Below are 14,056 nucleotides of genomic sequence, written 5' to 3'. Positions count from 1 at the left end.
CGAAGAGCACGAAGAGCACGAAGGGATGAGGGGTCAGGGATCAGGGATCAGAGGTCAGGATTGAGAAACCACGAAGCACGCGAAGAACGCGAAGGCGAGAAGCATGGGGCAATAGAAGCAACCGTAATAATCCCCAACCCAAACATTAGGGGGTGCAGGGGGATGCAAACCCCATGCGTTTCCCTCCAGCGGAGGGACGGAAGGGAGGAGAAAAATTCTACGAAGGACGAAACCATGAAGCACGCGAAGAACGCGAAGGCGAGAAGCATGGGGCAATAGAAGCAACCGTAATAATCCCCAACCCAAATATTAGGGGGTGCAGGGGGATGAAAACCCCCAGCGTTTCCCTCCAGCGGAGGGACGGAAGGGAGGCGAAAAATTCTACGAAGGATGAAACCACGAAGCACGCGAAGAACGCGAAGGCGAGAAGGATGGGGCAATAGAAGCAACCGTAATAATCCCCAACCCAAATATTAGGGGTGCAGGGGATGAAAACCCCATGCGTCTCCCTCCAGCGGAGGGACGGAAGGGAGGAGAAAGATAACTATGCAGTATCCAAAACAATTATCTTCCGCACCAGCTCGTCAGCAGCCAGGTCAAGTAAGGAATTAGACAGGAAAGCACCATGACAAGCAACCAACAACGCGCCGCACTCCAACGCCAAATCTGGCAGATTGCCAACGATGTGCGCGGCTCTGTCGATGGCTGGGACTTTAAACAATATGTGCTTGGCACGCTGTTTTATCGTTTTATTAGCGAGAATTTCGCCAGCTACCTCGAGGGCGGCGACGCAAGTATCAACTACGCCGAGCTTGCTGATACGGTCATTACACCCGAAATCAAGGACGATGCGATTAAAACCAAGGGCTACTTTATCTACCCTAGCCAGTTGTTTGCCAATATCGCCAAAACTGCCAATACCAACGAACGCTTAAATACCGACCTCGCCAGCATCTTTGCGGCAATTGAAAGCTCGGCCCTCGGTTATGCGTCCGAAAATGATATCAAAGGCCTGTTTGCCGATTTTGATACTACTAGCAATCGCCTTGGCAATACGGTCAAGGATAAAAATTTGCGGTTGGCAGCGGTGATCAAAGGTGTTGCCGGGCTGAATTTTGGTGATTTTGAAGGGAGTCAGATCGATTTGTTCGGCGATGCCTATGAATTTCTGATCTCCAATTATGCTGCCAATGCTGGTAAATCTGGCGGCGAGTTTTTCACGCCGCAGCATGTCTCCAAGCTAATTGCCCAACTCGCCATGCACAAGCAAACCAGCGTCAATAAAATCTACGATCCCGCTGCTGGCTCTGGCTCGTTGTTGTTGCAAGCTAAAAAGCATTTCGATGCCCATATTATTGAAGATGGCTTTTGGGGCCAAGAGATTAACCACACGACCTATAACTTGGCGCGCATGAATATGTTTTTGCATAACATCAATTACGATAAGTTCAATATCCAGCTTGGCAATACCCTGACCGACCCACAATTTCTTGGCGATAAGCCGTTTGATGCGATTGTTTCTAATCCGCCCTACTCGGTAAAATGGATCGGCTCTGATGACCCAACCTTGATCAACGATGATCGTTTTGCCCCAGCAGGGGTTTTAGCGCCCAAATCCAAGGCCGATTTTGCTTTTGTGCTGCACGCGCTTAGTTATCTTTCGAGCAAAGGCCGCGCTGCAATCGTCTGCTTCCCAGGGATTTTTTATCGCGGCGGCGCCGAGCAGAAAATTCGCCAATATTTGATTGATAATAATTTCGTGGAAACGGTGATTGCGCTCGCACCTAACTTGTTTTACGGCACCACGATTGCGGTGACGATTTTGGTGCTTTCTAAACATAAAACCGATACCAACACCCAGTTTATTGATGCTAGCGCGTTATTCAAAAAAGAAACCAACAATAACACCCTGACCGATGCCCATATCGAGCAGATTATGCAGGTCTTCGAGAGCAAGGCCAATGTCGCGCACTTCGCTCAATCGGTGGCCTATGAAACGATTGTCGCCAACGATTACAATCTGTCGGTCAGCAGCTATGTCGAAGCCCAAGATACACGCGAAGTGGTCGATATTGCGCAGCTCAACGCCAATTTAAAAATCACGGTCGCCAGAATTGACCAGCTGCGCAAGGAAATTGATGCGATTGTTGCTGAGCTTGAATCTGAAGAGGTTGAGGCATGAGCTACTTGGAAAAACTGCTGGATGGGGTTAATGTGGAGTGGAAGGCTGTTTCAGAGATTTTTCATTTAAAAAACGGTTACACACCTTCAAAAACAGTTAATGAATATTGGAAAGACGGGATTATCCCATGGTTTAGAATGGAAGATATTCGTACTAATGGAAGAATACTTTCAGACTCAATTCAACATATTTCAGCATCTGCAGTAAAGGGCAAGCTATTCCCAGCCAATTCACTGATAATGTCGACAACTGCCACATTAGGTGAACATGCTTTGGTTCGTGTACCATTTTTAACAAATCAACAGATAACTAATTTTTCAGTTGTTGATTATTATAAAAATAGATTAGATATGAAATTTCTCTTCTATTGCTTTTTTAATTTTGGTGAATGGTGCAAGGAGAACGCGAATAAGAGTGGGGGATTAGAGATTATAGGAATACAAAAACTGAAGCAGTATCAAATTCCCATCCCATGCCCTGAAAATCCAAAAAAATCGCGGCAAATCCAGTCCAAAATCGTTACGATTTTGGACGGCTTTGCCGAGCTGACCGCCGAGCTGACCGCCGAGCTGACCGCCCGTAAAAAACAATATAGCTATTATCGTGATCAATTGTTGAGTTTTGAAGACAGCGAAGTGCATTGGAAAATTTTAAATGATGTTTGTTTATCTATTTCAGCTGGTGGCGATTTACCAGAAAATCATGCCAAAGGACAAACTAAACCTACCGTTGAGTTTCCTTATCCAATTTATGCTAATGCGACTGGAGACAAAGGATTGTACGGCTTTACCGATGGATACAAGATTGAAAGTGATGCAGTAACTATTTCAGCCAGAGGTGCGAAAATTGGCTATCACACTCTCCGAGAGGGAAAGTTCACTCCTATTATTCGTCTAATAACACTAGTACCAAACAAAAGTCTAATTTTAACGAGATACCTGAATTATATATTAGATATGACTCCAATCGGAGGAACCGATGGAGGGATACCTCAACTAACAGTTCCAACTGTAAAGAAAATTTCCATCCCTGTTCCACCTCTTGAAGAACAAGCGCGAATTGTTGCCATTCTCGACAAATTCGACGCGCTGACCAACTCAATCAGCGAAGGTTTGCCGCGCGAAATCGCCTTGCGCCAGCAACAATACGAATACTACCGCGACCTGCTGTTCAACTTCCCAAAGCCAGTTGAGGCCTAGGATTAAAGTCAAAGGTCAAAAGTCAAAAGTCAAAAAGAACATAGAACAGAGCGAAGGGATGAGGGATCAGGGATGAAAGCCAATAGCCGAGGGGTCAGGGATAAGGGTCGGGGATCAGGCGCTAGGTTTTGGGCTGAGCAGGAACATAATCAAATACATCTGTGCCAATCTGGGGCCAAAAAATCAACCTTCGCGTCCTTCGTGTGCTTCGTGGTTTCTGGCCTTTAACGCAGAGGCGCAGAGGAACGATGGCTGTTGGCTGTTGGTTTTGGGCTGAGCAAGAACATAATCAAATACATCTGTGCCAATCTGGGGCCAAAAAATCAACCTTCGTGATCTTCGCGCGCTTCGTGGTTTCCGTCCTTCGTGCCCTTCGTGCCCTTCGTGGATCAAAGCCCATAGCCGCAGCATGGTGGCTCAATCTAAAGGAAAAACCATGACCGATTACACAACAATTGCCGAATCAAACAATTTTATTGTGCTCGATCACTATACCAAGCAGTTGCGGCTGGCTGAGGGCTACCAAAGCGAAGCTGGCTTGGAACGCGAATTTATTAAGGATTTGCAAGCGCAGGGCTATGAATACGTGGCTGGATTAAACACCCAGCAAGCGCTGTTGGCCAATGTGCGTGAGCAACTGCAAAGCCTGAACAACGTGGAGTTTTCTGCTGGCGAGTGGCTACGCTTTGTCGAAACATATCTGGATAAACCAAGCGACGGCATTATTGAAAAAACGCGCAAAATTCACGATGATTATATTCACGACTTCGTCTTTGACGATGGCCACATTCAAAATATTTATTTGCTCGATAAACAGACGATTGCCCGCAATAAAGTCCAAGTGATCAAGCAATTTGAACAAACTGGCAGCCATGCCAATCGCTACGATGTGACGATTTTGGTCAATGGCTTGCCGTTGGTGCAAGTCGAGCTGAAAAAACGTGGTGTTGCAATTCGCGAAGCCTTCAACCAAATCCATCGTTATAGCAAAGAAAGCTTCAATAGCGAGCACTCGTTATTCAAATATTTGCAAGTATTCGTTATATCCAACGGCACCGACACCCGCTACTTTGCCAATACCGTGAGCCGCAACAAAAACAGCTTCGATTTTACCATGAATTGGGCGCAAGCAGATAACAGCCCCATCAAAGACCTCAAAGATTTTACCGCCACCTTCTTCCAGAAAAATACCCTGTTGAATATTGTGTTGAACTATGCAGTATTTGATGTGAGCAACACCCTGCTGATTATGCGACCCTATCAAATTGCCGCTACCGAACGCATTTTGCGCAAAATCAACAGCTCGTATCAGGCCAAAACATGGAGCAATACCGAAAGCGGCGGCTTCATCTGGCATACGACTGGATCGGGCAAAACCCTGACCAGTTTTAAAGCTGCGCGCTTGGCAACTGAACTGCCGTTTATTGATAAAGTGTTTTTCGTGGTCGATCGCAAAGACCTTGATTACCAAACCATGAAAGAATACCAGCGCTTTTCGCCCGATAGCGTCAACGGCTCCGACAGCACCGCCGGACTTAAGCGCAATCTCGCCCAAGACGACAACAAAATCATCGTCACCACGATTCAGAAACTCAACAACCTGATGCGCACTGAAAGCGATTTGGCGATTTATCACAAACAAGTTGTATTTATTTTTGATGAATGTCATCGCAGCCAATTTGGTGAAGCCCAGAAAAACCTCAAGCAGAAATTCAAAAAATTCTACCAATTTGGCTTTACTGGCACGCCGATTTTCCCGAAAAATGCCCTTGGCGCCGACACCACCGCCAGCGTTTTTGGCCGCGAATTGCATGCCTATGTGATTACCGATGCGATTCGCGATGAAAAGGTACTCAAGTTCAAGGTCGATTATAACGACGTGCGGCCCCAATTTGCGGCGCTCGAAAGTGAAACCGACGAGCAAAAACTCAGCGCTGCTGAATATAAACAGGCAATGCTGCACCCAGCGCGAATTCGCGAAATCTCGCGTTATCTGCTGAACATTTTTCGTCAAAAAACCCATCGGCTGCAAGCGGGCAGCAAAGGCTTTAATGCCATGTTTGCCGTCAGCAGCATCGAGGCCGCCAAAGCCTACTACCACACGTTGAGCAAGCTCCAAAACGAGCCTGAATATACAAAAAAGCCGCTGAAGATTGCAACCATCTTCTCCTTCGCCGCCAACGAAGAGCAAGATGCAGTTGGCGAAATTCGCGACGAAAGCTTTGATGTTTCGGCCATGGATCTGAGCGCCAAAGAGTTTTTAAGCGCCGCGATTGCCGACTACAATAGCTTGTTCAAAACCAACTTCAGCGTCGATAGCAACGGCTTCCAAAACTACTACCGCGACCTTGCCAAGCGCGTGATTGCCAGAGACATCGACCTGCTGATTGTGGTGGGAATGTTTCTCACTGGTTTTGATGCGCCAACGCTCAACACCCTGTTTGTGGATAAAAATCTGCGCTATCACGGCTTGATGCAAGCCTATTCGCGCACCAATCGCATCTACGATGCCACCAAAACCTTTGGCAACATCGTCACCTTTCGCGATCTTGAGCAAGCAACGATTGATGCAATTACCCTGTTTGGCGATAAAAACACCAAAAACGTGGTGCTTGAAAAAAGCTACAGCGAATATATGCAAGGCTTCACCGATTTGATTACTGGTGAAGCGCGGCGCGGCTTTATTGCCGTGGTTAGCGAGCTAGAACAGCGCTTTCCTGAGCCAGATGCAATTGTGCGCGAAAAAGACAAAAAGGATTTTGCAAAACTGTTTGGCGAGTATTTGCGGGTCGAGAACGTGCTGCAAAACTACGATGAATTTGCCAGCCTCAAGGCCTTGCAACTGATTGATCAAACTGATCCGCAGGCGCTCGAAGCCTTCAAGAACGAGCACTATTTAACTGATGCAAGCCTTGCAGAGCTACAAACCATCCATATTCCCAGCGAACGCACGATTCAGGATTACCGCTCGACCTATAACGACATTCGCGATTGGCTGCGCCGCGAAAAATCCGCCGCCGAAACAGCAGAATCGAGCATTGATTGGGATGATGTCGTGTTTGAGGTCGATTTGCTCAAATCGCAGGAAATTAACCTTGATTACATCCTAGAACTGATTTTCGAGCAAAATACCAAGCACAAAACCAAAGGCCAGCTCATCGACGAAGTGCGGCGCTCGATTCGGGCCAGCCTGAACAACCGCGCCAAAGAAAGCCTGATTGTGGATTTTATCAACCAGACCAACCTTGACGCGATTGCAGATAAAGCCACAATTATTGAAGCGTTTTTTACCTTTGCCCAGGCGGAGCAAGCCCGCGAAGCAGCAGAACTCATTCATTCAGAAGGCCTGAATGAAGCTGCGGCCAAGCGCTATATCCTAGCCTCGTTGCGCCGCGAATATGCCAGCGAAAACGGCACCGAACTGAATGCAACCTTGCCCCCGATGAGTCCGCTCAACCCACAATACAAGCTCAAAAAGCAGCGGGTTTTTCAAAAAATCTCAGCCTTTGTTGAAAAATTCAAAGAGATTGGTGGCCAGATTTAGTGAGTGCTTAATGCTCAGCAATTCCATTGGCGTGGCAACTCGTGCTCGCAAACAGCACAGAAAAACCAGCCCTCTTTGATTAAGTTGAGCATAGTACACGCTGGGCAGCACCGAAACTCATAGCTGGTTGCCCAAGCGCCATCATGTGACAGGCCGATTGAATCGAGCACCTGCTGAACGACAGCCCACGAAGCTGGCTCGGGGCAATAGCCAGTCGATTGATTGGTTAATTCACAGCGGCTGAGGCGGTTTGCTTCCAGCTCAAAGCTAATCTCGCCAGCGGCCAGCACCGCAGCGCCACGAGCACAAACTACATGCTCAGAGCGTTGATCAGCAAGCCACAGCTGCAGCGCTTGATCGATGATAAAGGTTGCAGTGAGTTGCTGATGTTTGGCTGAGCCGAGCCGCTGCGCTGCAATCCATGCCTCCGCATCAGCCCGCTGGCAAATTTGGCTGCGGCTTGGCAATGGATCGGGCATGTGGCTCAGTTCGATAGGGCCACAATACTGATAGCTGCGCGCCATGGCTTGATCTCCTTGGATGGCCATGGCTCTCTGCCAACGTTGGAGAGAGCCATGGTTCAGCGAGGTTGCTATTGGGGGATATCAATGGTTTCAACGTGCGGCGGAAAGATAAATTGGGCTGGGACTGCAACCAACTCATCGGGGTCGGCCTGATATTCGGCGAGGCGTTGATAATCGGCGGGATGCCAGCCCAGGCGTTTGGTTTTGAAGCCAAAGGCGGCGAGGCCAATCCGGCGTAAATAAGCAGCGTTGGATTGATAGAACAAGCTTTCGAGTTGCGCTGGCTGAGCTAGCCAACGCCGATTAGCAACCGATTCAACGACTTCTAAGACCGCCCGAAAGTTATTAATATTGAGCAAGCCTTGGTGCTGCAACTGCTGAACGAAATCAAACCATGCTTGTTCAGTGTAGCAATGGCCCGCCAAGCGAATTTGCAGATGGGTCGTAAAGCGGTCGCGAGCTAATTCCTTGATAATCGCATGGCCGACTGGGTGATATTCTTCAAATGAACTCACTTGGCGATCAAGCGTGCTAATCAGTTCGTAGATAACCGCCCGATTTGCCAAATGCTCGCGCACAATTCCAACAATAACTGCTGAATCCTTAATTGCATACATATTAATCAGCGACTTAATCGCTGAATGGCGGAGCTGTGCAATCCCTGAAGTCAGCGCTTTGGTCAATGGTTCAACCAAAATTCGTTGGCGGTCGGTGCCGTAAAAGAAGAAACAGCGGCCAACCGCTTCTTCGCGAACTTCAAGCTGAGGATGTTCGATCAGTGCTGCCAATAATCGGAACAGTCGTTCGTGCATACTGAGCGGCTGGCCTGCGAGCGAAAGTGTGGTGAGGCTCTTGACCACCGTTGTTTCTTCATGGCTCAGCAAGCGTTCAAAGATCTGCCAGGTTTCTGGTTGATCAAGGTAGTTGTTGAGCGCATGGACGAGGGCAATCCGCACATCGCGATGTAACTCACGCTCGTTCCAACGCAACAATTCTTGGTAGGCATCCCGATTCTTGAGATCGCCGATTAAGCGGATGGTTTCTTTGGCGACAGTTATTTTATTGCTTGGCACACTACGCAAAATTGCCAAAGCTTGGCTCGTTGGCATTCGCAATAAAACTCGGCGCAAGGCATAAATCGCCACGCGGGCACGGCCATCGTCCAAGGCTTCGAGCAGGGTTGGCACGCCATCGCCAGTTTCGCGGCGGCTTAATGCCTCAAGGGCTTTATCGCGCAGCACCTCAATGGGGGCGTTAAGCTGGGCCAATTCAATCAGGCGGGTTGGTGCAACCTCGCTAAGGTAGGCTAAACGCTGCGCATATTCGATTAAATATTGGTGTTGTAAGTCTTCTTGCTCGGTTTGGGTAATGACTGCTTCGGCAAAAATTTGTTGCTGGCTGGTTGTCCAGCGCTCAAAGCCGCGCTGAATGGGCAAAATATAGCCTGCATCGCCAGTGCTAAATTTACCTTTGTAGCGTTGGGCAGGCAAAAATGGGGTCAGCAAATCTTGGCGTTTGGTATGCACAAAATTCACGATCAGCGGTTGGGTAATCCAGCTGCGATCGTTGGCCAAAATGCGCGGCACAACTTGGTTAAACGTTGAACGGGCATAACGATGCAGCACATAAACGGCACGCATAGCAGCCCAATCAATCGTATCATTGGCGATTTGCTCAAGCATTGCCAACAATTCGGGTACATCCTTGATTGCATGGCCAACAAAATTGATGATGCTTAAAATATCTTCTGCTTGCTGGCGGCGCTGCCATGATTGCATAATTGGCAAGAGTGCCGCCGCTAAGGCTTGAGCCTCGCTGGCGTTGAGTTCGCGGCCATGGCGTTGCACAAAGAGCTGGCCCCGTTCGCGGCTAATCTGGCTAATTAATTCGATGCTCGCTTGGGGATGCACTTCGAGCAATTTGCTCAGCCAGCGTTGTAATAAGCGAATGCTTGTATCGGAGCAATCGCGGGCATTGAGGCTGCTACGAATAACTTGCTCGATGCTGGCAAGATGCTCTGCTTGCCACCGTCGCGCAGGCAGTTCGCTTAACGCCGACAGCAGCTTAACGCGGACGGGATCTTGTTCGTTGCGCCGATCATGGACTAAATCCAAGCTGGTTTGGGCATATTCTGGCTGATAGCGCACAATTTTGATTAACGAAGCAAGTGCTTCGCCGCGCAATTCGGCCTCGTTATGTTTGAGTGCTGGTTGCAACGCTGCCCATGCTTCATCCCATGGCAAATAGGCTGCATAGCGAATTTTCAACTGCAGATTTGCAGCGGTGTTTGGCAGTTGCTGAATCCGCCGTGCCTCATACTGGCGTTCGTTGCTTGGCAGCGCTTGCCAAATAGCATCATCGGCGAGCATCAACTGCTCGTTGTACCATTCGCGATGATGAGCGGCGTACACAGCTGAGCGATAGGCGCTGGGGATTTTTTGCAACCATAGGCTTGGTCGCGGTAGCAAATTGAGTTCAGCCAACTGTAAAACCTGAGCCAAATCCAATTTGCTGAGCAAGTTGCCCCAGTTAATCGAGGCTGCTTGTTGCTGCTGAATCATTAAATTGGCAATAGCTTTGGGCCGCTGATTGGCAATAGCTTGCAACTCCAACCATTGGAGCGCGATTTTTTGCTCAAGCGCTGTTTGGAGCAGAGCGAGCGCCCGATCGGGATCATAGGTTACCAGATCGGGAATGGCTCGGTTGAAAATACTTAACTTATGGGTAATATTCAGGGCTTCATTTTGCAAAATCTGCTGAACTGCCTCGGCACATTCGCGTGGCTTGAAACGCGCAAAGTGGCTCCAGTCTGCTGGTGCAAGTTGATGGATAATGCTTTGTTGATGCTGGTTGTAATACTGTTCTGAGCCGAATAATTGATAAGGTTGCAGCTGTTGTGGCTCTAGGGTTGCCAAAAAATCATCAATTAAATTAAATCGACCTTGTTTAGCCAATAATTTGAGCGCTTTGCGCCAAAATGGCGCAGCTAATTGGCCCAAGCTGGCTGCTACATCAGGATCATTGCCATACACAGCGATTAAAGCAAGTGCTAAGCGAATTAACGATTGGGCGGGATCGCTGATAAAGCGCCGAATCAAGCTGCTATCGTGGCTGCCGTAGCAACTCCACAAGGCCAAACGCCGTTGGTAAATGCTGCTACTTTGGGCTAATTGCTCGATTAATTGGGCGCTTTGGGGATCGTTGGCTGCTTGTTGGCCCAATCCAACCATGCGTTTAATTCGTTGGCTATAGCTTAATTGCTCGAACTCGGCCAACAGTTGATCACGATTCATTAAGACACTCTCCTTGCTAGTTAACTCGCGCTAGGTTACGATCACCAGCAAACACATTTCTCCCTAGCCCATCACTATAGCAAGCCTGTCAAGCAGTGGCGTAAATTTAATTTGCCCCAGTTTTACCCCTGTAATTACCCCAGTTGTGCTCGGCGCTTTCGCTTTATACTCTTAATACTTAATTAAGTAATTTTAGGAGTGCTTGTTGATGATGAAGCGTACTAAACCGGTATTTCAGCTGCGAATCTTGCTGCTGCTTGGTGTGTTTGGGCTATTTGGGCTGCTTGGGCTGCCGCGTTCGATTCAAGCCCAAACAGGGGTGAATCTGGCGTTTGGGCGGCCTGCACTTGCTTCATCGATTGAAGGTGCTGGCTTTGAAGCGAGCAAAGCAGTTGATGGCAATGCTGCAACGCGTTGGGCCAGCGCCGAAACCTCGGTTGAATGGTTGCGGATCGATCTTGGCGCGACCTATAATCTTAATCGGGTGCTGCTCAAATGGGAAGCTGCCTACGCCAAAGCCTATCGGCTCGAAGTGTCAACCAATGCCACAAATTGGACGACGATCTATAGCACGATGACTGGTGATGGCAACAACGACGAATTGAATGTTACTGGTAGCGGGCGTTATTTGCGGGTTTATGCAACTACGCGAGGCACGCCATGGGGCTACTCGCTGTGGGAGCTTGAGGTCTATGGCACGGTGGCGAATCCAACCCCAACTCGCACTCCAGGCCCAACCCTTACCCCAACACGCACGCCAACTCCAACCCAAACTGGCAATTGGAACTTAGTTTGGAGCGATGAATTTAACCAGCCGACGATTGATCAAAGCAATTGGCGTTATATTGTCAATGGCGATGGGGGCGGCAATAACGAGCGCCAATATTACACCAATGGCCAAAATGTGAGTATCACTCAAGATGCCACTGCCGAAGATGGCAAGGCCCTGCTCATCGAAGCGCGCAAGGAAAATCCCGCCAATTACAACTGCTGGTATGGCAAGTGCCAATATACCTCGGCGCGCTTGGTGACCCAAGGCAAACGTTCATGGCAATATGGCCGCATTGAAGCCCGCATGCGCTTGCCGTATGGTAATGGCATTTGGCCAGCCTTCTGGATGATGGGCAATCAAGGCAATTGGCCAGCTTCTGGCGAGATCGATATTATGGAATTGGTGGGCGGCAGCCAATGTGGCAGCGAATGTGGTGATAATCGCACCCATGGCTATATGTGGTGGGCGGAAAATGGCGACCGCAACGATGGCGCGCAAGCCAAAAATCTGCCCAGCGGCAGCTATGCAGATGCCTATCACGTATTTGGGGTTGAATGGGATGCGCAGCAAATTCGCTGGACGATTGATGGTCAGCCATTGTTGCGGAACGATAATGGCCAGCCGCTGGTCTTGCCAATTACTGGCAGCGGTAAAACCGAATTCCATCAGCCATTCTATATTTTGCTCAATATTGCGGTTGGAGGCGATTGGCCGCTTGACCCACCAGTAAGCAGCGTTTTTCCGCAACGCATGTATGTTGATTGGGTGCGGGTCTATCAACGCTAAGTTGGCGCACATGGTTTCGTTTCATCCAGCCCGGGTTGTAGGAGCAACGCGGGCTGGATTTATGTTTGTGAGCGGTGAACGTGGGCACATCATTCTGATCAATGACCCTGCTGAAAAGTACTTTTGGTACTTGATTTGGCATAATCCTCGCATATAATAAGCCTATTCTTCGAGAGAATTTGCTATTTCCCAACCAAATCATGAAGCTCTGGTTTGGGTCGATGCCGTAGCAGGTTTGCTGTTACGGTTAGCTTAGCCTATGTGCTGTGATCAATGCTGTCCTGCGAGGAGAATTTATGCGTCAACAATCACGTTTTCGGCCAGCTCTGCTTTGGTGGATTATCGGCCTCGTGCTGCTTGTGCTGGTGTTTCCCAAGTCACCCCCTCAAGTTATGGCCGCGCCCTTTGTCGATACCTATCAGCGGGTAAGTGCAGGGACAATCCATACCTGTGCGATTAAAACAACCAGAACCATTCAGTGCTGGGGATTTAATCAATCGTATGAATCAACACCCCCATCTGGATCATATAGCGAGATTAGTTCGGGCAGTGCTTTCAGTTGTGCGATTCGCTATCCTGACCAAACTCTTGCCTGTTGGGGATCGAATACTCATGGTCAAACCAATGCACCAACAGGCACCTTTAGCGCGCTTGATTCGGGCGCAGCCCATAGCTGCGGTATCAAAACTGATCAAAGCTTGCAGTGCTGGGGATGGAATACAGATGGCGCACTCAATGCCCCAGCAGGAGCGTATACCAAAATTAGTGTTGGTACTTTGTATGCTTGTGCAATTAATACTGCTCAGGAACTAGTCTGTTGGGGTAGTGAAGATAGTGAGAATCCATCACCACCGTTGCCAAGTGGTACCTATCGTGATCTGAGTGTTGGAGATCGTACTTCTTGTGCGCTGGCAGTCGATAATAGTATCAGCTGTTGGAATAACCATAGCCAAGATCAAAATAGTCCCGAAGTGCCCCAGCTGCCGTTTAGCCAACTGAGTATTGGTGATTCACATAGCTGTGGAGTTTACAACACGTCACAGGTTTCGTGTTGGGGCTTCGGCTCGTCGATCCGTGTTCCGGCTGGTAGTTTTATGTACGTTAGTGTTGGTTCCATGCATACCTGTGCGATTAAGAGCGATAGGCGGATTTTGTGTTGGGGTGAGAATGGTTATGGTCAATTAGGTGTGCCGATTGAAAGTACACCCACGAGAACTCCAACCAAAACCGCAACTGTAACCCTAACCAATACTGCAACCGCAACTGCAACCCTAACCAATACTGCAACCGCAACGCCAATTGCTGAATCAACAGCCACTGACGAACCAACCGCAACGGCGACGTCGACCGATGTGCCAACTGCGACCGCAACCGCAACTGACGAACCAACAGCCACTGCAACGTCAATTGCTGAATCAACAGCCACCGCGACCGCGACCGCGACCAACACCGCAACGGCGACGCCGACCGAATTGCCAACCGCAACCGCGACCAACACCGCAACGGCGACGCCGACCGAATTGCCAACCGCAACCGCGACCAATACCGCAACGGCGACGTCGACCGAATTGCCAACTGTGACCGCGACCGAATTGCCAACGGCGACGTCGACCGATGTGCCAACCGCAACCGCGACCAACACCGCAACGGCGACGTCGACCGAATTGCCAACTGTGACCGCGACCGAATTGCCAACGGCGACGTCGACCGATGTGCCAACCGCGACCGCGACCGAATTGCCAACCGCGACGTCGAC

7 protein-coding genes are annotated in these 14,056 nt (G+C 49.2%); 5 read left to right on the top strand and 2 right to left on the bottom strand.

The window, feature by feature from the left end; all coding sequences use genetic code 11:
* The first annotated feature begins 625 nt into the window (after window positions 1-625).
* The 3 genes from SE18_RS01035 to SE18_RS01020 all read left to right on the top strand — a co-directional run bounded on the left by SE18_RS01035 (window position 626) and on the right by SE18_RS01020 (window position 6,925).
* Window positions 626-2,182, top strand: coding sequence for a type I restriction-modification system subunit M (locus tag SE18_RS01035; protein WP_054532563.1), 1,557 nt, complete (start codon window positions 626-628; stop codon window positions 2,180-2,182).
* The gene (locus tag SE18_RS01030) at window positions 2,179-3,381 is read left to right on the top strand and encodes a restriction endonuclease subunit S (RefSeq protein WP_054532562.1); all 1,203 of its coding nucleotides are present in this window, start codon (window positions 2,179-2,181) and stop codon (window positions 3,379-3,381) included. Before SE18_RS01035 ends, SE18_RS01030 begins: the two co-directional genes overlap by 4 nt.
* Window positions 3,382-3,817: 436 nt before the next feature.
* Window positions 3,818-6,925, top strand: a complete 3,108-nt coding sequence (locus tag SE18_RS01020) for a type I restriction endonuclease subunit R (protein WP_054532560.1) — start codon at window positions 3,818-3,820, stop codon at window positions 6,923-6,925.
* A 14-nt stretch (window positions 6,926-6,939) separates the two neighbouring features.
* On the opposite strand, the gene SE18_RS01015 is transcribed toward SE18_RS01020, so the two are convergent.
* Both SE18_RS01015 and SE18_RS01010 read right to left on the bottom strand, forming a co-directional pair.
* Window positions 6,940-7,449, bottom strand: coding sequence for a hypothetical protein (locus SE18_RS01015; protein ID WP_083469641.1), 510 nt, complete (start codon window positions 7,447-7,449; stop codon window positions 6,940-6,942).
* Between the two features lie 68 nt (window positions 7,450-7,517).
* Window positions 7,518-10,742 carry a HEAT repeat domain-containing protein gene (locus tag SE18_RS01010; protein ID WP_054532558.1) on the bottom strand — a complete coding sequence of 1,075 codons (3,225 nt, stop codon included), beginning with the start codon at window positions 10,740-10,742 and terminating at the stop codon, window positions 7,518-7,520.
* A 208-nt stretch (window positions 10,743-10,950) separates the two neighbouring features.
* Here SE18_RS01010 and SE18_RS01005 point away from each other — a divergent pair, with 208 nt between their 5' ends.
* Window positions 10,951-12,300: a discoidin domain-containing protein gene (locus SE18_RS01005; protein ID WP_054532557.1), complete on the top strand. Its 1,350-nt coding sequence runs from the start codon at window positions 10,951-10,953 to the stop codon at window positions 12,298-12,300.
* A 296-nt stretch (window positions 12,301-12,596) separates the two neighbouring features.
* The coding region (locus tag SE18_RS01000; protein ID WP_407928462.1) for an RCC1 domain-containing protein at window positions 12,597-14,056 on the top strand (1,460 nt) is incomplete at its 3' end.

Origin of the sequence: Herpetosiphon geysericola (assembly GCF_001306135.1) — a bacterium.
GTDB classification, from domain to species: Bacteria; Chloroflexota; Chloroflexia; order Chloroflexales; family Herpetosiphonaceae; genus Herpetosiphon; species Herpetosiphon geysericola.
The sequence above is the reverse complement of the archived record's forward strand: the minus strand, read 5'-3'. Positions and strand labels throughout refer to the sequence as shown.